General features: G+C 33.9%; 22 protein-coding genes, 1 tRNA gene, 1 other RNA gene and 2 pseudogenes. 12 read left to right on the top strand and 14 right to left on the bottom strand.

Translation table 11 applies throughout. The annotated features are described in order from the left end of the window. Positions 1-73: 73 nt before the first annotated feature. Both rnpB and tnpA read left to right on the top strand, forming a co-directional pair. Positions 74-422: RNase P RNA component class A (rnpB, locus tag ACQ4M0_RS03145), an RNA gene on the top strand. A 194-nt stretch (positions 423-616) separates the two neighbouring features. Then, positions 617-1,035: pseudogene (tnpA, locus tag ACQ4M0_RS03140) on the top strand (IS200/IS605 family transposase). Between the two features lie 293 nt (positions 1,036-1,328). On the opposite strand, the gene ACQ4M0_RS03135 reads toward tnpA, so the two are convergent. Further along, complete coding sequence (locus ACQ4M0_RS03135; RefSeq protein WP_007302014.1) at positions 1,329-2,099, bottom strand: response regulator transcription factor; 771 nt, start codon at positions 2,097-2,099, stop codon at positions 1,329-1,331. A 323-nt stretch (positions 2,100-2,422) separates the two neighbouring features. On the opposite strand from ACQ4M0_RS03135, the gene ACQ4M0_RS03130 reads away from it, so the two are divergent. The 4 genes from ACQ4M0_RS03130 (at position 2,423) to ACQ4M0_RS03115 (ending at position 5,855) form a co-directional block, all read left to right on the top strand. After that, positions 2,423-3,400 (top strand): NAD(P)H-dependent glycerol-3-phosphate dehydrogenase, encoded by a 978-nt coding sequence (locus tag ACQ4M0_RS03130; protein WP_007302013.1) that lies wholly within the window; start codon positions 2,423-2,425, stop codon positions 3,398-3,400. Positions 3,401-3,476: 76 nt separating this feature from the next. Then, positions 3,477-3,902, top strand: coding sequence for a phosphatidylglycerophosphatase A family protein (locus ACQ4M0_RS03125; RefSeq protein WP_007302012.1), 426 nt, complete (start codon positions 3,477-3,479; stop codon positions 3,900-3,902). Beyond that, positions 3,892-4,683 carry a GNAT family N-acetyltransferase gene (locus ACQ4M0_RS03120; protein WP_019236659.1) on the top strand — a complete coding sequence of 264 codons (792 nt, stop codon included), beginning with the start codon at positions 3,892-3,894 and terminating at the stop codon, positions 4,681-4,683. The genes ACQ4M0_RS03125 and ACQ4M0_RS03120 overlap by 11 nt, the downstream gene beginning before the upstream one ends. Positions 4,684-4,718: 35 nt before the next feature. Next, complete coding sequence (locus ACQ4M0_RS03115; protein ID WP_213863993.1) at positions 4,719-5,855, top strand: hypothetical protein; 1,137 nt, start codon at positions 4,719-4,721, stop codon at positions 5,853-5,855. Positions 5,856-5,858: 3 nt separating this feature from the next. Here the strand turns inward: ACQ4M0_RS03115 and ACQ4M0_RS03110 are convergent, their stop codons facing one another. From ACQ4M0_RS03110 to ACQ4M0_RS03085, 6 genes are all read right to left on the bottom strand, one after another. Continuing rightward, positions 5,859-6,647 (bottom strand): succinate dehydrogenase iron-sulfur subunit, encoded by a 789-nt coding sequence (locus ACQ4M0_RS03110; protein WP_213863994.1) that lies wholly within the window; start codon positions 6,645-6,647, stop codon positions 5,859-5,861. A 54-nt stretch (positions 6,648-6,701) separates the two neighbouring features. After that, complete coding sequence (gene ybeY / locus ACQ4M0_RS03105) at positions 6,702-7,160, bottom strand: rRNA maturation RNase YbeY (protein WP_007302008.1); 459 nt, start codon at positions 7,158-7,160, stop codon at positions 6,702-6,704. Beyond that, positions 7,154-7,552 carry an EVE domain-containing protein gene (locus tag ACQ4M0_RS03100; RefSeq protein ID WP_438456210.1) on the bottom strand — a complete coding sequence of 133 codons (399 nt, stop codon included), beginning with the start codon at positions 7,550-7,552 and terminating at the stop codon, positions 7,154-7,156. The genes ybeY and ACQ4M0_RS03100 overlap by 7 nt, the downstream gene beginning before the upstream one ends. Next, complete coding sequence (ftsZ, locus tag ACQ4M0_RS03095; protein WP_213863995.1) at positions 7,552-8,736, bottom strand: cell division protein FtsZ; 1,185 nt, start codon at positions 8,734-8,736, stop codon at positions 7,552-7,554. Before ftsZ ends, ACQ4M0_RS03100 begins: the two co-directional genes overlap by 1 nt. A 237-nt stretch (positions 8,737-8,973) precedes the next feature. Next, the gene (locus ACQ4M0_RS03090) at positions 8,974-9,462 is read right to left on the bottom strand and encodes a hypothetical protein (protein ID WP_438456209.1); all 489 of its coding nucleotides are present in this window, start codon (positions 9,460-9,462) and stop codon (positions 8,974-8,976) included. A 76-nt stretch (positions 9,463-9,538) separates the two neighbouring features. After that, positions 9,539-11,041 carry a YifB family Mg chelatase-like AAA ATPase gene (locus tag ACQ4M0_RS03085; RefSeq protein ID WP_264684951.1) on the bottom strand — a complete coding sequence of 501 codons (1,503 nt, stop codon included), beginning with the start codon at positions 11,039-11,041 and terminating at the stop codon, positions 9,539-9,541. Positions 11,042-11,161: 120 nt separating this feature from the next. Here ACQ4M0_RS03085 and ACQ4M0_RS03080 point away from each other — a divergent pair, with 120 nt between their 5' ends. Next, a complete protein-coding gene (locus ACQ4M0_RS03080) occupies positions 11,162-11,932 on the top strand; it encodes a polysaccharide deacetylase family protein (protein WP_149168629.1) in 771 nt (256 codons plus the stop codon). 20 nt (positions 11,933-11,952) lie between these two features. Further along, on the top strand, positions 11,953-13,509 hold the full coding sequence (locus ACQ4M0_RS03075; RefSeq protein ID WP_438456208.1) for a penicillin-binding transpeptidase domain-containing protein: 1,557 nt from the start codon (positions 11,953-11,955) through the stop codon (positions 13,507-13,509). A 99-nt stretch (positions 13,510-13,608) separates the two neighbouring features. Here ACQ4M0_RS03075 and lon read toward each other — a convergent pair whose 3' ends face one another. The 5 genes from lon to ACQ4M0_RS03050 form a co-directional block, all read right to left on the bottom strand. Further along, positions 13,609-16,065, bottom strand: a complete 2,457-nt coding sequence (gene lon / locus ACQ4M0_RS03070) for an endopeptidase La (RefSeq protein WP_213864002.1) — start codon at positions 16,063-16,065, stop codon at positions 13,609-13,611. Positions 16,066-16,080: 15 nt separating this feature from the next. Next, entirely contained in the window at positions 16,081-17,358 is a 1,278-nt protein-coding gene (gene clpX / locus ACQ4M0_RS03065) for an ATP-dependent Clp protease ATP-binding subunit ClpX (RefSeq protein ID WP_438456207.1), read from the bottom strand. Beyond that, positions 17,358-17,984: an ATP-dependent Clp endopeptidase proteolytic subunit ClpP gene (clpP, locus tag ACQ4M0_RS03060; protein ID WP_007301999.1), complete on the bottom strand. Its 627-nt coding sequence runs from the start codon at positions 17,982-17,984 to the stop codon at positions 17,358-17,360. Before clpP ends, clpX begins: the two co-directional genes overlap by 1 nt. Before the next feature lie 11 nt (positions 17,985-17,995). Next, positions 17,996-19,339: a trigger factor gene (tig, locus tag ACQ4M0_RS03055; RefSeq protein ID WP_438456206.1), complete on the bottom strand. Its 1,344-nt coding sequence runs from the start codon at positions 19,337-19,339 to the stop codon at positions 17,996-17,998. Between the two features lie 155 nt (positions 19,340-19,494). Next, positions 19,495-19,576, bottom strand: a tRNA-Leu gene (locus tag ACQ4M0_RS03050). Between the two features lie 256 nt (positions 19,577-19,832). Between ACQ4M0_RS03050 and ACQ4M0_RS03045 the strand changes: the two genes are divergently transcribed. Next, positions 19,833-20,432 (top strand): BON domain-containing protein, encoded by a 600-nt coding sequence (locus ACQ4M0_RS03045; protein ID WP_019236651.1) that lies wholly within the window; start codon positions 19,833-19,835, stop codon positions 20,430-20,432. Between the two features lie 211 nt (positions 20,433-20,643). On the opposite strand, the pseudogene ACQ4M0_RS03040 reads toward ACQ4M0_RS03045, so the two are convergent. Both ACQ4M0_RS03040 and prmC read right to left on the bottom strand, forming a co-directional pair. Next, positions 20,644-21,069 (bottom strand): annotated as a pseudogene (locus ACQ4M0_RS03040) (transposase); the annotation flags it as partial. A gap of 81 nt (positions 21,070-21,150) precedes the next feature. Further along, a complete protein-coding gene (gene prmC, locus ACQ4M0_RS03035) occupies positions 21,151-22,002 on the bottom strand; it encodes a peptide chain release factor N(5)-glutamine methyltransferase (RefSeq protein ID WP_438456205.1) in 852 nt (283 codons plus the stop codon). 433 nt (positions 22,003-22,435) lie between these two features. Between prmC and rpsL the strand changes: the two genes are divergently transcribed. Genes rpsL through fusA form a run of 3 tightly spaced genes read left to right on the top strand, consistent with a single transcriptional unit; the run spans position 22,436 to position 25,389 of the window. Beyond that, positions 22,436-22,810, top strand: coding sequence for a 30S ribosomal protein S12 (gene rpsL / locus ACQ4M0_RS03030; RefSeq protein WP_010406837.1), 375 nt, complete (start codon positions 22,436-22,438; stop codon positions 22,808-22,810). Positions 22,811-22,815: 5 nt separating this feature from the next. Continuing rightward, complete coding sequence (gene rpsG / locus ACQ4M0_RS03025) at positions 22,816-23,292, top strand: 30S ribosomal protein S7 (RefSeq protein WP_006014699.1); 477 nt, start codon at positions 22,816-22,818, stop codon at positions 23,290-23,292. A gap of 21 nt (positions 23,293-23,313) precedes the next feature. Then, complete coding sequence (gene fusA / locus ACQ4M0_RS03020) at positions 23,314-25,389, top strand: elongation factor G (RefSeq protein WP_213864004.1); 2,076 nt, start codon at positions 23,314-23,316, stop codon at positions 25,387-25,389. Positions 25,390-25,391 lie beyond the last annotated feature (2 nt).

Raw genomic sequence — 25,391 nt, 5'->3', positions numbered from 1 at the left:
TGAATGTTTTTAGTATGTAGACTGTTAGGAAATTTTCTTTTGCTTTTATGATTTTAATGTTAAAGTATAATTCCTAGGTGCAATAAGTAGCTGCTGTTGTGTGATAAACACAGCAGAGGAAAGTCCGAGCTCCAAGAAAAGGTAGTGACGGGTAACGCCCGCCGGAGGTAACTCCAGTTATAGGGCTACAGAAAATTACCGCCTAAATATTATTAGGTAAGGGTGAAAAGGTGTGGTAAGAGCACACCATAACAATGGCAACATTGGTAGTCAAGTAACCAACACTAGGAGCAAGATTAAATAGAAGTAGATTTTATGTTTTTCTCATATCTACTCGGGTAAATCGCACGAAGTAAATGGTAACATTTACTCCAGATAAATAGCTACATAAACAGAACTCGGCTTATATTTCACCTAGGCAATGCATGAATGTCAGCCATACTATGTAAATGTATCAAACATTTCACATACCCTGTACGCTCAATTTGACCACCTATATTCCTTTTACTTCTTGGCTTATCTCTTTATTTTATTGTCCCAAATTTGGGAGAAAAACCCTGGACTTGAAGTCCATCCTTTTAAGAATATAATTTAAAGGTGAAAAATCTGAAAGAATGTGGAATATTATAGAAAAAGCAGTCACTCTGTATATATATCACATAGTGTGGATAACAAAATATCGATATCCAGTACTAGTTGGAGATATTGGACAGAAAGCTAAAGAAGTTGTACAAGAAGTATGTGCAAATAATCAAGTAGAAATTATCAGAGGTAGAGTTGCGTCAAGTCATGTACACGTATACGTTTCTGTACCCCCATACTTAAGTATTAGTAAGTTAGTGCAGTTAATAAAAGGAAAAAGTTCCAGAAAAATCCAGCAAAACTTTCCAGAGCTAAAAAAGAGATATTGGGTTGTGGGCAGTAGGCTAGTTTGTCAGGACTAGCGGAAATGTAACTGACGAAATGATAAAAAATTATATTGAAAATCACTCTAAAAAAGAAGATAAATTTGGTGACTTTCAAGTCGAAAGTTAGCATTCTATGCTCTCTCTCAATCTTTGGATTTTAATCCATAGTGGTTGAATTCCTTTTGAACTTAACAAAGCTTGAATTTTAACCGAGCTTTTCCTTTAACTAGTCATTCTCTATCTCTAAAGCCTTACTTTCTTACCTATAACTTTTTAGCTCCGCTTCCAACTTTTCTATCTTTTGTTGCAAATCTTTGTAAAGTTCTAAAAGACTGACCACGTTACCTCACTTTTAGGATTAGTTTTTATCTTACTAAATCTACCTTTTCGCTTCTTCAATCAACAAGTAAATAAAGCATTTCATGCGCTGTCCTTGACTTGTTCTGCTTGATAGTCACTACTGCTTTCGCTTATATTAACACTAGAGTATTCTTCATCGTCAACATACTCTTTTAGAACATATCCTCTACCCCAAACGGTTTCTATGTGGCTTATTCCGTCATTTGCACTTTCAAGTTTTTTACGTAATTTACACATAAAAACATCAACTATTTTGTTGTCTGAAGGTTCGTCCAAGCCATTGTAAAGATGGTTTAAAAACATTTCTTTTGTCAACACTGCTCCTTTACGCAATGCCAGCAATTCTATCATGGAATACTCTTTGTTAGTAAGGTGAACTGTTTTGCCTTTTACCTCAACAATCCTGTGATCAAAATTGATATTCATATTACCAATCTTTATCACTGATTCGGGATGGCCTTTAGTACGTCGGACTATGGCCTTAATTCGAGCTAATAATTCGCTCTTGTGAAATGGCTTGGTTAAGTAATCGTCGGCACCATACCCAAGTCCTTTAGCTTTATGGTTGGCAGCGGAGATACACGAAAGTATTAAAACAGGAACTTTGATTTTTGCACTTCTTAATCTTAACAGTATATCATATCCATCAATATCACCAGGCAGGTGTATATCTAGAATAACTAGATCGTAACAGTCTCCACCCGAGGAAACCATATTATTGTTATAATCTTGTGCAGAAGTAACAACGTCGCAAAAATGTCCATCAGAAGTTAAGGCATTAACTACAGTCCTTGCACTTACTTGATCATCTTCAATTAATAATATACGCATATTTTACACCCCATAAATAATTTATAATTTTAGTAATATATATAACCAAGGAAAGTAACAAATCAAATTTTTATTAATGAATAATAGAAATTACACTTATTAATTAATAGTTAATGTGTCGTTCCAAAATTATACAAATAGATCTAAAATACAATAGATATACTATAATAATACTATTTTTAGTAAATATTGAATAGAAGCTATTTTTATTAAAAGAATACTTAGGTTAATAGATATTTAAACTATTTTATACTTTTATGTTATATTTTTAATTTACTTATTCTACAGTTTTAAATTATAAGTAATACTTTCAGGAATATTGAGTGGTAATATCAGTTTTAGGTGCTGGCGCATGGGGTACAGCAATTGCGATTTCATTAAGTGGTAAGAAAAATGTAATTTTGTGGACTCGCAATAAGGCCATATTTGAATCAATTAAAGAGAAAAGAGAAAGTGACAAGCTACCTGATTGTCCAATTTCTGATAATGTATCAGTAAAATTAGCTATTGAAGATGCAGTGAATGCTTCAGTAATAATTCTAGCTGTTCCCACTCAGTCTCTAAGGGAGATATGTCATCAATTGAATGATTGTAACCTAAAAAAAAATGTAGCAATAATTTTGGCTTGTAAGGGAATAGAAAAATCTACATTAAAATTACCTAGTGAAGTAGTCAATGAAGTTTTACCTAATAATCCTCTTGCTGTTTTTTCTGGTCCTAGCTTTGCTATAGAAGTTGCAAGAAAATTACCATATTCGATGGTTCTTGCATGTCAAAATGAAGTATTAGGTTTAAAATTAGTATCAGAGCTACAGCAAGAAAATATTAAATTGTACCTTAGTAGCGATGTTATAGGAATACAGGTTTGTGCAGCGTTAAAGAATGTTTTTGCTATAGCATGTGGGGTTGTTCTAGGTAGGTTTGGGTTTAATGCTCATGCAGCATTAATTACGAAAAGTATGAGTGAAATTAAGGCTTTATACTCAGCAAAAGTTGGTGACGGCAATGTAGATATAAATACACTACTTGGACCAGCATGCTTAGGCGATTTGGTTGTGACATGCACATCATTAAATTCAAGAAATCTATCTTTTGGATCTAAAGTAGCTAATAGTAATGGTTCTAGTGCTCAGCAGATTTTATCAGAAGGTAAGTCGGTAATTGAAGGTTTTAACACTGCTAAGTCTGCATTTGATTTAGCAGAAAAGCTAAAGATAAAAATGCCCATATGTGAAGCGATCTATAGATTGCTATATGAAAATACTTCTATAGAAGATACTATTTCTGTTCTTGTAAATTAGTTTTATATTTCGGTATATTGTGAAATTTTTATATAAATTAATATCAACATGGTGGCTATCTGGCACGGTAAAACACATGCCAGGTACTATAGGCAGCTTGGCTGCTTACCCAATTGTTCCTATATTACTCAATGACAGAATTTTAGGTACAGCAATTATTTTTTTTTTATTCTTAGTTGGATTATGGTCTACAGGCAATTATATACAACATTACAAAGCTCCGCATGATCCAAAAGAGGTAGTAATTGATGAAGTAGTTGGTCAATTGCTGACAGTACTTCTAGTTTCAATATTATTAGAACAAGAAATGAATAGCTCTGTATTGTTGGTGTGCTTTTTCTCCTTTAGGTTTTTTGATATAATAAAAGTGTGGCCTATAAATTTGATTGATAAAAATACAAAAGGTCCTTTAGGTATTATGCTAGATGATGTTGTAGCTGCAATTTTAGCCTTTGTTTTTATAGGAGCCTTTTATTGTTTATTGTTGATTTATGCAGAATAAAAAAATTTGTTATTCAAGCTTAATTATTCAGAACCTAAAGGATTATATACTTTATGCAACGAATTTGTCCAAGTGGGAAATACATGACGAATTTGATAATGTTATATTTACAGTAAATGGTACCAGAGAATCGTTATTTAATTTTGTGTTTTGTGAAGATCAATGTACTGAGCTTTCCATATGCAGAACTCTAGATTATCTCAAAGCACGAAATATAGAAGCAACATGGATAATAAGTCCACGTATAAAAATAGGGGGTATTTTAGAAAAATGCGAAATAAAACACGTTAACGCACCAAAAAAAGTTTTACTCAATATAAAAGATTATTTTTTGCCTGATGATGCTGTTCCAAATTTGAAGTTCAATGTTGTAAATAGTAGTGAGCTCTTAGAGCAATTAGATTTACACACTTCTAAAATTTTTTATCATAGAATTAGTATTGTTAGCACGTTTTTTCGCCAATTATCGAATTATGATGATAAGAGCTCAAGGTTAAGATTTTTTCTTGTAATGCTAAATAACGAAATTGTTGGAACATGCGGTCTTTATATTCAAGACAGCATAGCTGGTTTTTATAGCGATGGAGTTTTACCAATTTACAGGGGTCGTGGAATAGGAACTCAAATGGTTCTAGAAAGAATAAAGATAGCTAGGCAATTTGAATGCAAATACATAGTAGCACATTGCATGAAATCTTCTGTAAACCTTTATAAGAGATTAGGCTTTAGGGTATTTGGCAATCTTCACTTATATACCTCTTCAGTACAATCTCTTTGCTGAGAGGTTACAAATTTTTATATTTGTTTTGGAATGCCATGTTTTTTTTGTATGAAATAGTTTTACTACTAATTCTAGTATTCTTCTTTTTCTCATATTCTAAATTAAAAATTAGTAATAAAATTAAGGACTTACAACATCAAAATGTTATCATAAATAATTTAATAGATACTGTGAATGATGGATTTTATATTTGGGACGCAAAAAAACGTATAGAAAAATTTTCTCCCAATTTACTAATTTTGCTTAATACTGTTTTTTATTCATTTAATGAGTTTGTAAATTTTTTTGAGCAATCAGAAAGCTTAATTAAAAGTTTTGCTGAGGCAAAGGAAATAAATAAATCTTTTACTCTAGATTTAAAGTCAAAAGACAGTGAGGTTTATTGCACATGTTATGGTAAAAGCATAATAGATTATTCTAATAATGTGATTGGTGTGTTGTTATGGATAAGGAATATCTCCGATTATAAGATAAAAGCTAATGAACTTGAGTTAGAAAATAGTAAGCTTATGCGAGAATTGGAGAACTATAAAAAAATTTTTGACTCTTTACCATTTCCAATACTGAAGCACAATAAGAATAAAAAAGTAAGGTTTTATAACTTATTTTATGATAAATATATAGGCAGCTCTAAAAAATTTACTGTTGCGAGTGGCTCCTATAACGTAAAACCAGGAGAGTGTGTAATAACTTACAAGAACGAACCTAAGGTTTTTAATTTTGTTGAAGTTCCAGTGCAAAATTCTAATAGCATAGTAATGTATGGAAAAGATATTAGTGATGAAAAAAAATTACATACTGAGCTAAGCAATTGTTTAGCTGCACAAGAAAGTTTGCTTGAGAAGCTATCGATTGCTGTAGCGATATATAGTAAGAATCAAAAGCTAAAATTTTATAATAATGCTTTTATAAAAACTTTTCAGTTTGATCCAAAATTTTTGGAGTCTTATCCAACTTATCACGAGATTATGCTTCACCTATTTGAATCTAAAAAGCTTTTAGGAAAAAATGATTTTCAAACTATTAATAATCAAAGACATGAGTTGTTCAAAAGATTACTGGAATCATATGGTGAAACAATACATTTCATGAACGGAAGAACGTTTAGAGTATTAACAATACCCTATGCTTCAGAGGGTCTACTATTTTCTTACGAAGAGTGCCAGAAATAACACTCAAATTCCTCCTCTCTCTACCATAAGCTGTTTTACTTTCGCTATCGCTTTTGCTGGGTTAAGACCTTTCGGGCAGGTTTTTGTACAATTCATTATTGTATGACAACGATACAACTTAAATGGGTCGTTTAAAGAAGCAAGTCTTTCTTCTTTCTTATTATCACGACTGTCAGCAATCCATCTATAAGCTTGCAGTAATACCGCTGGCCCTAAAAATTTATCACCATTCCACCAATAGCTTGGGCAACCAGTCGAACAGCAAGCACATAGTATACAATCAGACAGACCATCCAATTTTTTTCTATCTTCAGGAGATTGAAAGTATTCTTTATTTTGTAAGGCAGATTTATCTGTTTGTAACCAAGGTTTAATCGATTTGTATTGCTCATAAAATTGGCTTAGATCTGGAACTAGATCCTTTACTATATACATATGAGGTAGTGGATATATTTTTACTTCACCTTTTATATCATGTATAGATTTAGTGCATGCGAGAGTGTTGGTACCATCAATATTCATTGCACAAGATCCGCATATTCCTTCTCTGCAAGAGCGTCTAAAAGTTAAGGTTGAATCTATTTCATCCTTTATTTTTATTAATGCATCAAGTACCATAGGGCCACAATTATCCATATCGATAAAAAATGTGTCTATTCTTGGATTTTTATCATCATCAGCAGACCAACGATAAATTTGAAATCTTCTAATATTTTTTGCTCCGGTAGGAGTAGGATAAACCTTGCCCTTTTTATTAACTTTAGAATTTTTTGGTAAAGAAAACTGAACCATATTGCTTACCTTTTACAGCTAAAACCCCTTTTTTGTAAATAACATATTTTGGTATTATCTACCATACTTTTCCTTTTCAAATTCAAGCAAAGCTAAAATCTTGCTCTCTAAACTTTTCATTATAATTTCTTCATCTTCTTTTTGATGATCATAGCCAAGTAAATGCAGCAATCCATGAACTAACATGTGTGCAGTGTGAGTGAGGATAGATATACAGTACTCATGAGACTCTCTTTCTATTGTATCTACTGCAATTGCTATGTCTCCTAGATCACATTCACTAGATAACTGTTCGCATGGAAATGATAGTACATTAGTTGGCTTATCTATTTCTCTAAACTTAAGATTAAGTTGATGTAGCAAGTTATCATCAGCGAGAGCTATTGATATATTTGGTTTATAATGATCTATTTTTAATTCTTTTAGAGAAGCATTAATAATATTTAATACAAAACTCTGTGGGTCCTTCGTAATACTATGCCACCTCTTATCAAGAATGCTCACTTCTAACATTCGCTCATCCTTATTATTTCATTCCACTCAGTCTCTAAAACTGGAGAAACTGATAAACGTGATTGTTTTAATATAACCATATTTTTCAAAAGTGGGTTTTGTTTTATACTGTTTAACGTCACTTGGTTACTTAAAGGTTTCAAAAATTTTACATTCACTAGTCCAAATTTGGAATTATAAACATGATAATACTCCTTTAATACTTCAACTATTCCAAGTATAACTCTCTCTTTACCTGTATGATAAAAAAATGCAAGATCGCCTAATTTCATAGCTCTCATGTAATTTTGAGCTTGATAATTGCATACACCATTCCACTGCGTCACCTGCTCCTTTTCCGTTTTTTGCCAGGAGTATTCGCTTGGTTCTGACTTTAGTAGCCAAAATTGCATTATTTTTTTCTTCTTAAATAAGCTGGTATATCATAAACATTGCTGCCCCACTTAACTCTTTCATTTGTTTGCTCAGTTGAAGCATATTCTTTTGTTTCTGATATTGGAATTTGATTATAAGGCCATTTAAAAATTTTTTCCTCTGCTGGGATCTTGTTTTGATTAACAGATGAATTGTCGTTACAGCTATCAATGCCAGTTGCAAGAACAGAAACTCTAACTCTTCCCTCCATCGCCTGATCAAAAGTGGCACCAAATATTATATTTGCATTTTCATCCACTTCTTCACGCACTCTATTGGCTGCAGAATCAACTTCAAATAGAGTCATGTCTCCACCACCAGTAATATTAATCAATATTCCTTGCGCACCTTTCATTGATACATTGTCAAGCAATGGATTAGATATCGCAGCCTCTGCAGCACTAATTGCCCTATCTTCTCCTTCTGCCTCTCCAGTACCAATCATTGCTTTACCCATCTCACTCATTACTGTTTCTATATCAGCAAAATCAAGATTAATCAGTCCTGGCATGATCATCAAATCAGTTACTCCTCTTATGCCAATATGTAGAACATTATCGGCGAGTTGAAATGCGTCAGCAAATGTAGTTTTCTCGTTAGCAATTCTAAATAAATTTTGATTGGGAATGACAATAAGTGTATCTACGTATTTTTGCAACTCTTCAAGTCCAAGCTCTGCAATGCGCATACGTCGCACACCTTCAAAACCGAACGGCTTAGTTACAACTCCAACAGTCAGTATCTTTTTTTCTTTTGCTCCTTTATCTTTAACTACCGCTCTTGCTTCTCTTGCTGCTTTTGCAATTACCGGTGCAGCACCTGTTCCAGTACCACCACCCATACCTGCTGTGATAAAGAGCATATGGCTATCTTTTATATGCTCCATAATCTCATCAATTGATTCTTCTGCTGCACCTTTACCAACATCAGGCAAAGCACCAGCACCAAGGCCCTTAGTTAAGTTAATACCAAGCTGAATTTTTTTATCACATAATGACTTCTCTAACGCTTGAGCATCGGTATTTGCTACAACAAAATTTACCCCTTGTAAATTGGATTGAATCATGTTGTTCACAGCATTTCCACCAGCACCACCCACTCCCACAACGGTAATCCTTGGGTGTAATACAGGTAGCTCTGGTAAACTAAGGTCAATTGACATTTAAATTACTCAAATATTAGTGAATTCACTTGATAACAAGTTACTATCTTTGTTAACAATATGCAAACATTTTTCATTTTGATATATGCAAATAGTAAACAAGATTTACTTATTCTTAACATTAATAGATATAATGACTACATACTTTCAAATAACACTACTTAAGATGCAAAAAAAACAGAAAGTACTTGTAAGTAAAAAAGGACAGAAGCCTGTCCTTTTTGTTGAAAGCATAATTTATACAGAGAGGGCCTTCACCAAGGAAGGAATTCCTTTAAGTTCATTAATCTTAGTATCTGGTTGTTTATTCTCGTCTTTTACTATTGCTGATATTTTGTCGATGTCGCCATTGAGGGCTTTAATTTCCTCTGATTTACCACTGTTTTTATATGCAAGCACAGGTGCAGTTATTAAAGCTGCTACTGCAGCAACAATTACCAAACTAGCAATGAGCGGATGAGCAACTGCAAATGCAGACATTGCAGTAATAGCAGGACTAACAAGTGTTGCAGCCTTTGTTCCAACTGTACCAACAAAAGTTGCATAAGCTGGACTTAAAAAATAAGCAGCTGTAAGTGAAGCTACTGCTATAACTGCTAAAGAAATACCAATTGTCTTGCCTTTATGTTCTTTTACGAGATCCCAACCTTGCACAGGCACTTCTTTAGCTGCTGACCAAAGTCCTTCGTCTCTATATTTATTTTTTATTGCTTCAAGTTTTCCCATAACTATACTCCAAAAATATTAAAATTTCACTAAGGGTAGTATATGGCAAAAAAAGTTTCCTGTCAAGTAAATTAACTTATTTATACATTCTTATTCTGTAATTTAGTGCTTCTGCAATATGTGCTCTTTTTATTTCCTCACTTTTTGCAAGATCTGCAATGGTTCTTGCAACTCTTAATATGCGTATGTAGCCTCGATTGGAAATGTAATTTTCTTTCAGTACGTATTTTAGTAATTCTAATCCTTCCTCGTCTGGCTTAGTTAATGCTTCACCACTTACTTCTGCATTACAATAAATATTCAATTTACTATAACGCTCAGCTTGAATTTTCCTCGCTGCTATCACTCTTTTTCTAATATTTTCAGTGCTTTCTCCTTCTGAAGAAATTTCAGGAGAGAGTATACTAACGTTTGGCATTTCAATGCATATGTCTATTCTATCAAGCAAAGGTCCTGATATTTTATTTCTATAATCTGTGCCGCATTTTGGAGCTTTGTTGCACGATCTACTTGCATCACCTAAGTAACCGCACCTGCAGGGATTCATTGCAGCTATAAGTTGAAAATTAGCTGGATAAGTAATGTGAGCATTTGCCCTTGCGATAGTGACTTTTCTATCTTCAAGTGGTTGGCGTAGAGAATCAAGCACAAGCCTTGGAAATTCAGGTAGCTCGTCAAGAAATAACACACCATTGTGAGCCATGGTAATTTCCCCAGGCTTTGCATTTTTTCCTCCTCCTATCATCGCTGGCATGGAACATGAGTGATGAGGTTCACGAAAGGGACGAGTTACTTTAAATGTTTCGTTACTGGCTTTTGTTATGCTAGAGATAATATTAACATCAATCATCTCTTGTTCAGTCAAATCGGGTAATAGCCCTATAAATCGCTTAGCAAGCATTGACTTTCCAGTACCAGGAGGTCCAACAAGAAGCATATTGTGTCCACCTGCTGCTGCAATTTCAGCTGCTCTTTTTGCAACAACTTGACCTTTAATATCCTTTATATCTGGAACTGAATTTTTTTCTTTGGGCGCAGCGCTATAGTTAAAAGTTACCGGCTGAATTAACTGCTCACCCTTAAAATGTCTGATAATATCGGTTAATTTCTCTATAGCCAGAATAGAAACATTCTTTACCCATGAAGCTTCTACTCCATTTCCCCTTGGGCAAATTACTCCTTTATTTACCTGTTTTGCATTGATTGCTGTTGGAAGTACTCCTGAGATTGGTATGACTCTGCTGTCTAGTGCAAGCTCGCCCATGATTATATAAGACTGAACTTTTTCAACTGGTATCACATTCATTACAACAAGTAATCCAACAGCAATAGCTAAGTCATAATGACTACCTTCTTTAAGCAAATCCGCAGGGGAAAGATTAACCGTAATCCTTTTTGGAGGTAACAGAAGATTGATTGAATTTAACGCTGCTCTGATACGCTCTCTGGATTCTGCAACAGTTTTATCCGGCAGTCCAACAATATTAAAAGCTGGAATACCATTTGCCATGTGAATTTGTGCATTAATATTTACTGTGCTGGTTCCCTGAAGAGCAACGGTATTTATATTTGCAATCATACTATATTATATAAAGTTATTAATATAATATATTGACAAAGTAACGAAGTAAACAGTAGCTGCTAAAAGTGGTTTAATTTAGCAAAAAAGTGTAGTACTCTATCACTTTGCTGATTATATATGTTTATAAGAATAATCGCTTTTCTTTTGCTATATTCAAGCGCAGTTTTCTGTAGTGATTGTAACTTTAACTTACCATATCGTGGGCTCAGTTGTGATTTGGATCTATCATATAGAAATTTAAGTAATATAAAGAAATTATTGAATAACAAAGATAAGTTCGTTGCACTTACGTTTGATGATGGACCGTCTTATAATAGAGCAGGAGATATTATTAATATTCTGGAGAGCAATGAAACAAAAGCGACATTTTTTGTGCTTGGTGAGCGTATAAATAAAAAAACATCTGAAATAGTAAACAAAATCCATAAAGCAGGTCATGAATTAGGTAATCATTCTTGGTCGCATAGGAAGTTGACATCACTTTCAAGTGAGGAGCAATTGCAAGAACTGGAAAAGACAAATGTGGCAATTAAAAATGCAACAGAACAGAATGTAAAATGGTTTCGTCCACCATATGGATGTCATAACGATAATTTGATCAAAAATACTAATCGATTAAATATGTATTCCATATTATGGACAGTTGATTCTCTGGACTGGCAAGGCGATAAATCAGAAATTCTGGTTGAAAGAGTTTTAAGCAATGTACATAATGGAGCGATTATATTGTTCCATGATCACGATAACAAATCAAATACAGTTGAAGCTTTATCTCAGATTATTGAAATACTAAAAAAATCGGGTTACAAACTTGTTACCTTAAGTGAGTGGGAAGAAAGGGTTTGTGATGTAGTGAAAGCTAGAAATGTGTCAATAAAAGGAGAATGAGTGCGTTCTAAAGGAATTCTATGTGGACAAAAAACAAGGTCTTCAACCGCAGGGCATTCATATTAGGTGGTATTCAGCTTACTATTTCTGCTATTTTTAGTTATAGGTTGTATACTTTACAAGTACGAGATAGACAAAAATATGAAGTGCTATCCAATAATAATAGGATAAAAGTTGTTACTATTGTGCCTAAACGAGGCAGGATTTTGGATAGGAATAGCGTTGAACTCGCAGTAAACAAAATTTCGTATATTGTTTTATTTGATGGGCAAAAAACCTTTACTAGGGAAGTTGATTTGCAGATGTTATCAGAAATTAAACCTGATACAACAAAATCATCAGATACAAAAATAACTGCTCTTTATAAACGTTATTACCCGTTTGGTTCGATATGTTCTCATATAATCGGATATACAAAAAAACAGCAAGACATAAATGAAGCAGGGGTTAGTGGAATTGAATATACATATGATCATGTATTAAAAGGCAAGACCGGAAAATCTGAGCAGGAAATAAATTCTAAGAAGCGTACCATGAGAGAGTTATCTAGCATACCGCAGCAAGATGGACAAGATATACAGCTGACAATTGATGTTGATTTACAGAAGAAAATTGCAGAGATATTTAAAGATCACCAAGGTTCCACAGTGGTAATTGATATAAATAACGGAGAAATTTTAGCATTATATAATTCACCTTCTTACGATAATAATCTTTTCACTAGCAGATTATCAAATGAAACTTGGAAAAATTTAAACAATCCTTCATTACCGCTTGTAAACCGTGCATTATCATATCAAATTCCACCTGGTTCAATATTTAAAATAATAGATGCGCTTGCGGGTTTAAAAGATGGAATAATAACACCAGAAGAAAAGTTCTCGTGTAGGGGCTATATGAAAATAGGTGAACGAAAATTTCGTTGCCTAAAAAGCAAAGTCCATGGATATGTATCTTTAAACGAGGCAATGGCCTTCTCATGCAACACTTACTTTTATAATATAGGAAAAAAAATAAATGTAGATTCTCTACTAGAAATGGCTAGCAAATTTGGTATAGGAAGTGGACCATTAATTGGAATGTTTAAGGAAGAAGCTCCGGGATTGTTGCCTGATGTGGATTGGCGTGCACGCAAGCTATATTCAGAGTGGTATTTAGGTGATACCATTAACTTAGTTATAGGACAAGGGTATTTACTTACAACGCCATTACAGCTTGCAGTTCTTGCAGCGAGGGTTGCAACAGGAAAGGAGGTAATTCCCCACATTGAGATGAGTAAATCAGGGCAAGACTTTCTTGATATTGATGTGAATCATGAGCATCTTAGTGTGGTTCGAAAAGCTATGTTTGACGTGGTGAATTCTAACTATAGAAAAGGACTAGGCAGTATACAAATTGCTGGCAAAACCGGAACACCAGAGATAAACTCTAAAGGTGAAAGTCATAAATTGTTTATCGCTTATGGCCCCTACCATGATCCGCGCTATGCAATCTCAGTGTTTATAGAACATGGTAAAACTCCACGCCAAGATGTTGCAATTGCTAGTGAGATATTGCAATATATGCTTGAAAAATGAACTTATGAAATTGCCATATATGTTACTTGTAATTTATATATTCAAATCAGAGCTTTGAGGTTAAAAAAAAGAAACGAAAATTGCATAAACCTTTTCAATTTAGTGCTTTAATGTTTCTGATGAAGGGAAGGTATTATCCTTATTTTCTATGGAGGTAGACACACTAATTTCGTTATTATCATCAATTGAAGTAATAGGGTGCATCAAAGCAACTTTTATAACTTCATCAATATTCTCAGCAAAAATTACATTGATTTCTTCTTTTATATTTGCAGGAATCTCTTGCATATCTTTCTCATTTTCACTTGGTATAATCACAGTTTTGATTGATCCTCTTAGCGCAGCAAGCAATTTTTCTCTCAAACCCCCAATAGCCAACACTCTACCACGCAATGTTACTTCACCTGTCATAGCAACACTTTTGTTAACTGGTATATTTGTCATAAGAGAAACAATAGATGTACATACTGCACTGCCAGCAGAGGGACCATCTTTTGGCACAGCACCCTCAGGTACATGCAAATGTATATCATTATTTTGAAATTTTTCGGGTTTTATACCGAAAAATAAACAATTTGATCGCACATAACTATACGCAGCTTTTATAGACTCTTGCATAACCTCTCCAAGCTTTCCTGTGTATTTTATTTCCCCCTTGCCCGGAATTAGGACTGACTCTATCATTAAAATATCACCACCTGTTTCAGTATAGGCAAGACCAGTTACTATCCCTACCAAACTCTCATTTTCTGCAATGCCAAAGGTATACTTACGTACCCCTAGATAATCTTGTAAATTACCAGTCTCTACGGATATTTTCTTATTTTTATCAGTTAATATTGCTTTAACTGCCTTTCTCATGAGTTTTGCAAGTTCCCTTTCCATGCTTCGCACGCCGCTTTCACGTGTATATAAACGTATCAACTCGTATAATGCTTCATTGGTTATTTCCCACTCCTTCTGATGCAAACCATGCTCTTTTTTTAATTTTGGAATAAGGTGATGTGTAGCAATACTGATCTTCTCGTCTTCGGTATACCCAGATAATTGTATAATTTCCATCCTATCACGCAAAGGATGCGGTAAATTTAAGCTATTTGCTGTGGCTACAAACATTACACTTGAAAGATCAAACTCAACTTCCAAGTAATGATCTGTAAAATGTTTATTGTGCTCAGTATCCAAAACCTCAAGTAATGCAGATGCAGGATCACCACGCGAATCAGAACCCATCTTATCTATTTCATCAAGCAGGAAAAGCGGGTTGCATGAATTAGCTTTTTTCATGTGTTGAATGATTTTACCAGGCATTGAGCCAATATAAGTTTTCCTGTGTCCTCGTATTTCAGACTCATCACGTATACCACCAAGAGATATGCGAACAAAATCTCTTCCTACTGCTTTTGCCATAGACTTAGCTAAAGAAGTTTTACCAACACCAGGTGGTCCAACTAAGCAAAGTATAGGACCCTTTATCTCTTTTACTCTCTTTAATACTGCTAAAAATTCTATTATTCTATCTTTTACTTTCTCTATGCCATAATGATTTTCATCTAAGATTTTTTTAGCCGCATTTAAGTTAATTTTTGCATCTTTGTACTTTCCCCATGGCAAATCAAGCAACCAATGCAAGTAACTAGATATAACTGTTGCTTCAGGAGAAATGGGATTCATTTTCTTATATCTCTTTAAGTCAGTTATGGCTTTCTCTTTTGCTTCCTCAGAAAGCTTTGTTTCATTTATCTTTTTTTCAAATTCATTGAGTATATTCCCTTCATCTCCATTTTCAAACTCACCTAATTCTTTCTGTATAGCTTTTAATTGCTCATTAAGGTAGTAAACTTTTTGAGTACTTTCAACCTGTGATTTAATTGTCTTATACAAGCGGTTTTGTGCACTCAAAATACTTATTTCTCTCTCAATAAGAGCAAAAACTTTTTTTAAACGCTCTTTTGGGTTATAAACTTCAAGTATGTTTTGCTTGTCTGATACCTTTATATTTAAGTACGAAGCTATCATATCTACAATTTGATTAACCTCTTTAACTTGATCAATGGGGTCAATAATAATCTCGGGCCGACTTTTCTTGCTTAGTTTACACCAATTGTCAAATGCATCTATAACAGAACGCCTTAAAGCTTCTAAATCAATATTATCTTCATTTTCTCCATACTCATAATGACCATCTAACGCTACTCTGGCCTGTAACAAAGTGTGAGAGCTAATATATTCTATAACTCTTCCCCTTCTTACCCCATGAATCATGACTTTTACTGCATTGTCAGGCAGTTTTATTAATGGTTGTATAATGTTTGCTAACACACCTACTTCATAAAGATTCTCTGGCTCTGGATTATCAATAGAACCATCTTTTTGTGCTATGAGAAAAATCTCGTTTTGGTGACTACTGCTACTTATTGCATACTCTAGTGCATGAACAGATTTTTCTCTACCTACGAATAAAGGCAACATTATATTTGGAAAAATTACTACATCTCTTAGAGGTAATACTGGTAATACAGTAGAATTAAAGTTTACAGCACGTCCAATACTCATAATATATGCCTCAAATTAATCATTAACCGTTATAACACTACCCTTATTATTATGATTAATCGTCACTTTGCCTAATTCTACCATTTTCTTAGTAACCGTTATAGTGCTACCTTCAAAACCTCCGTTGCCGGATATATACATAACATCAAGCAAAAGTGACTCTAAGATAGCACGTAATATCCTTGCACCTGTTTTATAGCTTATAGCTTTTTTAGCAATAGCTGATATTGCTTCATCTGAAAACTCAAGGTTTACTTTACTAAATGCAAGCAATGCTTTATATTGTTTTACTAGCGCATTTCTTGGCTCTGTCAACACATGTATTAAATCTTCGTGATCCAGCTCATCTAGAACAGCAGTTATTGGAACTCGTCCTACAAATTCGGGTATCAAACCGAATTTGATTAAGTCCTCAGGTTGAGCATCGCGTAAAGCATTTTTTTTCTTTTGTGCTTTAGACTGACTTATATCTGCTCCAAAGCCAACTGATGTTCCCTTTTTTCTTGCCTCAATAATTTTATTTAGGCCTTCAAAAGCTCCTCCACAAATAAATAGTATATTACTAGTATCTACTTGTATAAACTCTTGTTGCGGGTGTTTTCGCCCTCCTTGTGGCGGAACATAAGCAACTGTACCCTCCATAATCTTAAGCAGAGCTTGCTGGACCCCTTCACCTGAAACGTCACGGGTTATTGAAGTGCTTTCAGATTTTCTTGTAATCTTGTCTATTTCATCGATAAACACTATACCATGCTGTGCCTTTGCAACATCATAATTTGCAGCTTGTAATAGACGTGACAACACGCTTTCTACATCATCACCTACATAACCTGCCTCAGTTAAAGTTGTCGCATCGGCCATAGCAAATGGCACATCTGAAACTTTAGCAAGTGTTTTTGCTAGCAAAGTCTTACCAGAACCAGTAGGGCCAATAAGCATTATATTTGACTTCTCAATTTCAATATCACTTATAGAATGAAGTTGCACCATGGATTGACAATGGTTATACATAGCCACAGATAAAACGTGTTGCGCATGTTCCTGACCTACAACATGCTTACTAAGAAAAATTTTTATATCTTCAGGTTTCTTTAGTAATAGCTTCATATCAGATATATGATCTGAATTAAAAGCTCTCTCTTTCTTTTGACTTATTGCTTTATGGGATAACTCTATGCATTCATTACAAATGAACACCTTTAAACCATCTGAAGAGTTAGTAATCAATTTATCTACTTCGTTTTGTGCCTTGTTACAAAAAGAACAGTAGTGTAAATCATTATTGTTATCCATTAAACTACCTTTTGTTTAACTTTAATATTTTCAATCTTCATATCTTTACGCTCAGCTATTACTCTGTCAATTAAGCCAGTTTTCATTGCTTCTTCAGGATCCATGAATTTATCTCTTTCCATCATTTCTTCAATTTTTTTTAGTGAATTTCCAGTATGTTTTTCATAAATTTGATTTAATTTTTTCTTAACTCGCAAAATTTCATTAGCATGTATTTCTATATCAGTTGCTTGCCCATGATAACCACCAGATGGCTGATGTATCATAATTCTTGAATGAGGTAGCGAGTAACGTTTACCCTCCGCACCAGCTGTAAGCAACAAAGAACCCATAGATGCAGCTTGACCTATACACAAAGTTGAAACGTCTGGATTTATATACTGCATTGTATCGTAGATCGACAAACCAGCAGTTACAACACCACCTGGTGAGTTAATATACATACAAATGTCTTTATCGGGATTTTCCGATTCTAAAAATAAAAGCTGTGCTACTATTACGCTGGCCATGTTGTCTTCAATAGGGCCAGTTACGAAAATTATTCTTTCTTTTACTAGCCTTGAATATATGTCATAAGCCCGCTCACCGCGACTAGTTTGTTCAACTACAATTGGTATAAGAGTCATACCTTTTCCTATCAAATATTATCAAATAATTCCTTTAATTCTTTCACAGAAACAATCTGTTCTTCTTTACTAGCTTTTTCTATCATATAATCCGTCACTTTATACTCAAGCGCTTGCCCTCTAACTAATTCCTGAAATTGTCCATCTGATTTAAAATGTTTAAATACCCTGTCAAATGATACATCTTTACTGACATATTGATTTACAATAACATTCATAATATCACTTTGAGTTAATGATATTTCATGTTCTTTACTGAACTCCATGAATAGCATTGCAAGCTTTACGCGTCTTTCAGCTTCTTTACACGAATCATCTTTAGCATTCAACTCTCTTTCCACTCTCTGCTGTTCCTGTTTTACTACTTCTATAGGCAAATCAAAACTATAACTAGCATCCAAACAATCAAATAGCTCTTTCTTAATTAAGAGATCTTCCATTTCTTTACACTGATTATCAATTACTTCTTTTACATGATCTATTAGCGAAGAATGATCTTCAAAACCAATTCTCCTAGCTATTTCATTATCACTTTGCAAATCTTTGGCAATCTGAATGTCATTAACTCGAACAGAAAAAGCAGCCTCCTGTCCCGCAAGGGAAATTACCTGGTAATCTTCAGGAAATCTCAACTTAAAGCTTTTTGTTTCCCCTTTTTTCATGCCAATTAATTGATCTTCAAAACCATTTATAAATGTTCCAGATCCTAAATTAACAGTAAAATTTTTGCCACTTCCACCTTGAAAGAGCTTATTTCTAATTCGCCCTTCAAAGTCAATTATCAGTTTATCCTCGTTTTTTGCTTGATAAGAAGCATCATCAACAGAGACAAAGTTAGGAAATTTTGTTTTTATAGAATCAATAAATTCTTTTATGTCTCCCTCTTTGATTTTTGCCTTAACTTTCTTCAAATTTATTTTATCAAGATCTATTACTGGCACTTTTGGCATCGATTCAAAAGATAATTTGTACAGAAAGTCACCTTTTTTATCCTTTTTATCAAGGTTTGGTAATGACATAATATCAACCTTAGGATGGATGTGAGACTTAACTTCGATTTTTTTCATTAAATCACTTGAGCAATAGTCAATCGTATCGTTTATCACATATTCCAAAGCTTCGTTTTTATAATTTGTAATAACAAGATCGTAAGGCATCTTTCCTGATCTAAATCCAGGAAATTTTGCATTCTTCGCTATTTCTTGTAATCTAGAGTTTATCTTTTGTTCTATATAATCACTACTAACTGTGATTTCATACTCATACTTTAGTTTATCTACACTAAGTTCCTTATAGGTATATATATTACTTAATGTATCTGCTTCGACTGCATTTTTAGGTATATTACTAGACATTACAACCTGTTATCAATATTTTATTTATGTTTTAATAAAGCCATTTTACCAGAATTTAAGTTAAATACAATCCTTAAGAACAGGTTCTTATACAAACAAAAGTGTACTTAGTGATTATAAATTTTCTCTTAAAACCTGAGTTACATGACTTTAAGTGCGGATAGAGGGACTTGAACCCCCACGAGCAAGCTCACCAGGACCTAAACCTGGCACGTCTACCAATTTCGCCATATCCGCAAGAGCCCTTCATTAACTTATAGATAACCACTTCTGTCATCTTATGCAATTTAAAGATTAGATTTTAGTACCACAGACTGAACTTATAATACTGGTTAACTCCACTATGAGTCTAAGCCTAAATTACTTTAACTAACACTATTAAGATAAGTACTGTCTTAGAAATATTCAAGGCTTATTCAATTTATAGTATTTACACAATAAAAAAAGCTTATTAATATTCTTTAATTAAGGCTCTAAACTCTGGAAATTAATAATGAGATTAATAGCAAGCTTCTTACTCGCAATTTTTCTGATTACACAGAGTGGCTGTACGACTCTTGTAAGTGGTATAGTGGTAACAGCAACTGCAGCGGCTACAGCAATAACAATGCAAGATAAATCCTTGGGAAACATTATTGATGATACAACTATAGTAATAAGAATCAATAAGGGACTCTTAAAACACGGACTGTTCTCATCTATAAAAGTTAAAGTGAGTGAAGGAAGAGTATTACTCATTGGAAATGTTGATAATCATGAAAAGCAACTCACAGCAGAGAAAATAGCTTGGCAGCAAAAAGAGATTAAAGAAGTGATAAATGAAATAAGAGTCACACCAATTAAAATGACTTCTATGCTAGATGTTACTGTAGATGGTATGATAACAGCAGAGATAAGCACGAGGCTTCTGGGAAAAAGAAATATTAAATCAATTAATTATAGCGTTAATACAGTTGATAGAGTCGTTTATTTGATGGGTATAGCTCAAAATAAGGCGGAATTAAAAGCTGTAATAGCAATTGCAAGAAAAGTAAAAGGAGTAAAGCAAGTTGTAAGCTATGTGAGATATAGACATAGCAAATTGCGTCATTGATGAAAATTTACTTGAGTGTTAGTACCATGTAGCTAAGCCATAAAACTCCTTTACAAATTTCGTCAGTTCACTCTTATGGTATGTATAACAATGCTACAGAAAATAATATCATAGAATTCAATAGAATAATTCCTAGAAAATCTCTACATACTAAAAAAAGTAAAATGCTATTTAACACTCCCAAGCTTAAGAATAAATAGCAAACATCTATATCTCGTGCGATATGGCGTTTTATTCCTGAGATTTTTTTACCAGCGTCATAGCCTTTTTCTTCATCAGTGTCTGCGTTCTTTACACTCTGAGTGTCAATTATGCAAAAGCTGATTTTTTCTTTCCAAACATTGTTTTGTCGGACCACACTAACTATTTTTTTTAACATGCACTCCAAAATACTTTTTTTTATTTCCTTTTACTTTTTCACTCCATTTTTGAAATAATCATAACAATTGCGCCGTTTTGGGAAACTCTTTTGGTAGCATCCTCCACTGATAACCACTTTTTAGGGCGTACAACACTCCGCAAAATATATTCATACAAATCAAGTTTTCTTGGTTTTGTTTTTTCCACAAGACTCCAGATCTGGTGAAATAATCTCAAACTTCTCTCGACTTATGTCACTTGGGTATACACTCCTCATATATCCTAATTTATACACTCTATTTCTTACTTTATGCCTTTCTTGAGATTATGAACAGGTTCTTAGAAAGCTAGCGTTCTACTAGTCATGTTCTTTATCTTGCTTTACAACAATGCATCTTTTCATTCCAGCCAAGTCGTATACGTATTCCTGAAAAGCCAGTCCATATAAGGGTATTATTTTGTCAATATTGCTCTGATCTTCGCCTATTTCCAGTATCGCAAACCCATCTTTTTTAAGGCACTTTTTCAATATTGGAAAAATACTCAGGTAACAGCTCAATCCATCGATACCACCATCAAGAGCAATTCTTGGCTCTTTTTGCACTTCAGCTTGCAGATTTTTTAACTTACTTCTTTTAATATATGGAGGATTGCTTATTATAAGATCAAATAAATCTCTACATTCTGTCCACGAATTTGGAAATATTTTAGCTCTGTTGAGAAGATTATGTTTCTTTGTGTTCTGGTAGGTAATTTTGTATGCTTCCAGGCTTTTTTCAAAACCAACTCCAATAGCATATTCATACTCACTAAGTATGGAGATCAACAAACAGCCTGTGCCTGTGCCAAAATCTGCAATTTTTATTTTTTGCTTCTTATTTTGGTAATATTTTAACACTGTTGAAATTACTGTCTCACTATCTGGTCTTGGATCTAGAACATGTTGGTTAACTATAAAATTTTTACTCCAGAATTCACGATTACCTATTATTTGCGATATTGGATATCTTTCTGCTCTTTTTTTTGTTAATTTCCAGAATAGAAGCTCTTTGTTTCTTGGTACCTGATTGGTGTGATTCATGATTGTGAATGATCTTTCTACTCCAAGTACGTACTGCATGATGATTTCACAATCCAAATGTGGTGATTCAATTCTATGTGATGATAGTAGCTTTGACCCTTCTTTAATTAAAGCGCTGATTGTTTTCATTATTCTAAAAACGTGTTCCTTGTATGCAAGAACAGCAAAATTGAGTATAGAATTTTGAACTTAGGGTAGCTGCATTAAATCTAAGTGTCAAGAGTAGGATTGTAAAAATCATCTGGCTTTACTGGTAATTCGGTTAGTATTTTTGCATTAATGTTAGAAACTCTTGGCTCTATTATAAGGATTATTTTCTGCATATTCTTTGATAGCCATCACAGTATATTACTTGTTCCATATCTATATTAATTCGACCACAGCAAGTGATAATTTCTTAATATTAAAACCAATATGCGCTTTAGCATATAATTATCAGTAGCTTTCAAAGCAATTGGGCTGAGATTATTAGAGTAGTAATGTTTATTTTTATATTGACTATTGAGGTTTATTATTTTATAACTAAGACTTAGTTATTTTCAGAGTTTTAAATTTACAGTATATGCCTACGATAAATCAATTAATATGTAAGGGTAGATCAGGGTTAACTCGCAAGAAGAAGGTGCCAGCTTTGGGAAAATGCAATCCTCAAAGAAGGGGTGTTTGCACTAAGGTATATACTACAACTCCTAGAAAGCCTAACTCAGCACTACGTAAGGTAGCTAGAGTAAAGATTAGTGGATACGGTGAAGTGACGGCTTATATACCTGGCGAAGGTCATAATTTACAAGAGCATTCCGTTGTTTTAATACGTGGTGGGCGAGTTAAGGATTTGCCGGGTGTACGTTATCACATAATAAGAGGTGCTCTTGATCTACGTGGTGTGCAAAATCGAAAGAAAGCCCGTTCGAAATATGGTGTAAAGAAATCTGGTTAAAATTTATGGCACGTCGTAATAAAGCAAAAAAAAGAACAAGCCCTGACTCTCGTTATGGTAGTGTCTTGCTTATGCGTTTTATTAATATAATTATGAAATGTGGTAAAAAGTCTATTGCAGAAAAGATTGCTTATAGTGCTTTGTCCTTAGCTGAAAAGAAAATAGGCAAAGATGCCTTATCAATTTTTGAAACAGCAGTAGAAAATGTTACCCCTTCTATAGAAGTACGCTCTCGGCGTATTGGTGGTGCAACTTATCAAGTCCCTGTTGAAATTCGTCAAGATAGAGCAATTTCTTTGGCATTAAGGTGGATTGCTAGAGCAACTTCTGCTGCTCGCAAAAAGAGTGGTAGAACTACTGTTTATTGTTTGCAGTCTGAAATATTAGATGCTTATAATAAATGTGGTGGTGCATTTAAGATGTGTGAAGAAAAGTATAAAATGGCTGAAGCTAATAAGGCATTTTCTCATCTTCGTTTTTAATATTAGCTGATTGATTGTGGTATGGAAGTTTTAATATCTAGGTATAGAAATATAGGAATAATGGCTCATATAGATGCTGGCAAGACCACCACAACAGAGCGTATTTTATTTTATACTGGTAAACAAAATAGGATTGGTGAAGTGCACGATGGTGCGGCTTCTATGGATTGGATGGAGCAAGAGAAGGAGCGTGGCATTACAATTACCTCTGCTGCAACAACATGTTTTTGGAATGATCATAGGATTAATATAATAGATACTCCTGGTCATGTTGATTTCACTATTGAGGTTGAGAGATCTTTGAGGGTTTTGGATGGTGCAGTTGCTGTATTTGATGGAGTTGCTGGAGTTGAGCCTCAGTCTGAAACGGTTTGGCGTCAAGCTGATAAATATACCGTTCCTCGTATCTGCTTTGTTAATAAAATGGATAGAATAGGGGCAAATTTTTATCGATGTATCGATATGATAAAAACGAAGCTTGGCGCATCACCTTTAGTTATTCAGTTGCCAATAGGAAGTGAGAAAGATTTTAAAGGCATAATCGATCTTATTTCTATGAAAGCTATTATATGGCAAGAAGAAACATTAGGCGCTAAATTTTCTTATGAAGATATTCCTTCTGATTTGCTTGATAAGGCTCAAGAGTATCGAAATCTTTTATTAGATACTGCAGCTGAAATGGATGATGAGGCGATAAATACTTACTTTGAATCTAACGATCTGCCAATTGATTTGTTGAAAAAGTGTGTGAGAAGCGGGACCATTAAAGGAAAATTTGTCCCTGTATTATGTGGGTCAGCTTTTAAAAACAAAGGCGTGCAATCACTTTTAGATGGTGTGGTTGATTTTTTACCCTCTCCTATTGATGTTGATGTAATTATTGGAACTGATCCTAAAGATTCAGAAAAGAAAATTGAGATCAAACCTTCAGAAAAAGAGAAATTCGTTGCTCTTGCGTTTAAAGTGATGACGGATAAATTTGTAGGTAGCTTGACGTTTATTCGTATTTATTCCGGTAAGTTAAAATCTAAATCTGCTGTATTAAATGCTGGAAAGAATGAGACTGAAGGAATTGGTAGAATGTTGCTTATGCATGCAAATAACAGAGAAGATATAAACGAAGCTAAAGTTGGTGATATAGTTGCCTTAGTTGGATTAAAGAAAACAATTACTGGTGATACTTTATGTTCATCTGATTTTCCTATACTATTAGAGCGTATGGAATTTCCTGATCCTGTTATTGAAATTGCTATAGAACCGAAAACCACCTCAGATCAGGAAAAATTAGGTGTTGCTTTGAATAGATTGGTTGCAGAAGATCCTTCTTTAAGGATGTCAGTAAATGCAGAGAGTGGGCAGACTATATTGAAAGGTATGGGTGAGCTGCATCTTGAGATTATTATTGATAGAATGAAGCGCGAGTTTAATGTTGAAGCTAACGTTGGTGCGCCTCAAGTTGCATATCGTGAAACTATCACTAAATCTGTTGAAATTGATTACACTCATAAAAAACAATCAGGTGGTGCTGGTCAGTTTGCTAAAGTTAAAATAAAATTCGAACCTCTTGAGCCTGGTTTTGGCTTTCAGTTTGAAAGTAAAATTGTAGGCGGTGCTATTCCAAAAGAGTATATACCTGGAGTGCAAAATGGCTTAGAGTTGATAAAAGAAGGTGGTATAATTTCTGGCTTTCCATTGATTGATTTTAAGGCTACTCTTCTTGATGGTGCTTTTCATGATGTTGATTCTAGTCCTTTGGCTTTTGAACTTGCTGCTAAAGGTGCTTTTAAGGAAATGGCAAATAAAGCTGGTCCAAAAATGCTAGAACCTATAATGAAAGTGGAAATCATTACTCCTGAAGAATATATGGGTGATGTTATGGGTGATATAAATAGTAGAAGAGGCAGTGTTGTTGATATGCTGGATTTAGGTAATAATAGCAAAATAATTACTGCTTCGGTTCCTCTTGCAAATATGTTTGGTTATATAAATGTTTTGCGTTCTATATCTCAGGGAAGAGCTCAGTATAGTATGCATTTTTCTTGTTATGAACAAGTGCCACAATATGTGGTTGATGAGTTAAAGTTAAAGTATAATTAAAG

It is taken from the genome of Wolbachia endosymbiont of Kerria lacca (genome assembly GCF_051602725.1).
Taxonomy (GTDB): Bacteria; Pseudomonadota; Alphaproteobacteria; order Rickettsiales; family Anaplasmataceae; genus Wolbachia.
This window is presented reverse-complemented; position numbering and strand designations above follow the sequence as displayed.

Excerpts from the sequence above, each read along its gene's own strand:
- rpsG (WP_006014699.1), top strand. The coding sequence starts at position 22,816 with ATGGCACGTCGTAATAAAGCAAAAAAAAGAACAAGCCCTGACTCTCGT.
- ftsZ (WP_213863995.1), bottom strand. The coding sequence starts at position 8,736 with ATGTCAATTGACCTTAGTTTACCAGAGCTACCTGTATTACACCCAAGG.
- clpP (WP_007301999.1), bottom strand. The coding sequence starts at position 17,984 with ATGACTCTTATACCAATTGTAGTTGAACAAACTAGTCGCGGTGAGCGG.
- ACQ4M0_RS03100 (WP_438456210.1), bottom strand. The coding sequence starts at position 7,552 with ATGCAATTTTGGCTACTAAAGTCAGAACCAAGCGAATACTCCTGGCAA.
- ACQ4M0_RS03075 (WP_438456208.1), top strand. The coding sequence starts at position 11,953 with ATGTGGACAAAAAACAAGGTCTTCAACCGCAGGGCATTCATATTAGGT.
- ACQ4M0_RS03080 (WP_149168629.1), top strand. The coding sequence starts at position 11,162 with ATGTTTATAAGAATAATCGCTTTTCTTTTGCTATATTCAAGCGCAGTT.
- ACQ4M0_RS03045 (WP_019236651.1), top strand. The coding sequence starts at position 19,833 with ATGAGATTAATAGCAAGCTTCTTACTCGCAATTTTTCTGATTACACAG.
- fusA (WP_213864004.1), top strand. The coding sequence starts at position 23,314 with ATGGAAGTTTTAATATCTAGGTATAGAAATATAGGAATAATGGCTCAT.
- clpX (WP_438456207.1), bottom strand. The coding sequence starts at position 17,358 with ATGGATAACAATAATGATTTACACTACTGTTCTTTTTGTAACAAGGCA.
- ACQ4M0_RS03115 (WP_213863993.1), top strand. The coding sequence starts at position 4,719 with ATGTTTTTTTTGTATGAAATAGTTTTACTACTAATTCTAGTATTCTTC.
- ACQ4M0_RS03125 (WP_007302012.1), top strand. The coding sequence starts at position 3,477 with ATGCCAGGTACTATAGGCAGCTTGGCTGCTTACCCAATTGTTCCTATA.
- ACQ4M0_RS03135 (WP_007302014.1), bottom strand. The coding sequence starts at position 2,099 with ATGCGTATATTATTAATTGAAGATGATCAAGTAAGTGCAAGGACTGTA.
- ybeY (WP_007302008.1), bottom strand. The coding sequence starts at position 7,160 with ATGTTAGAAGTGAGCATTCTTGATAAGAGGTGGCATAGTATTACGAAG.
- ACQ4M0_RS03120 (WP_019236659.1), top strand. The coding sequence starts at position 3,892 with ATGCAGAATAAAAAAATTTGTTATTCAAGCTTAATTATTCAGAACCTA.
- prmC (WP_438456205.1), bottom strand. The coding sequence starts at position 22,002 with ATGAAAACAATCAGCGCTTTAATTAAAGAAGGGTCAAAGCTACTATCA.
- ACQ4M0_RS03090 (WP_438456209.1), bottom strand. The coding sequence starts at position 9,462 with ATGGGAAAACTTGAAGCAATAAAAAATAAATATAGAGACGAAGGACTT.
- tig (WP_438456206.1), bottom strand. The coding sequence starts at position 19,339 with ATGTCTAGTAATATACCTAAAAATGCAGTCGAAGCAGATACATTAAGT.
- ACQ4M0_RS03085 (WP_264684951.1), bottom strand. The coding sequence starts at position 11,041 with ATGATTGCAAATATAAATACCGTTGCTCTTCAGGGAACCAGCACAGTA.
- ACQ4M0_RS03110 (WP_213863994.1), bottom strand. The coding sequence starts at position 6,647 with ATGGTTCAGTTTTCTTTACCAAAAAATTCTAAAGTTAATAAAAAGGGC.
- rpsL (WP_010406837.1), top strand. The coding sequence starts at position 22,436 with ATGCCTACGATAAATCAATTAATATGTAAGGGTAGATCAGGGTTAACT.
- lon (WP_213864002.1), bottom strand. The coding sequence starts at position 16,065 with ATGAGTATTGGACGTGCTGTAAACTTTAATTCTACTGTATTACCAGTA.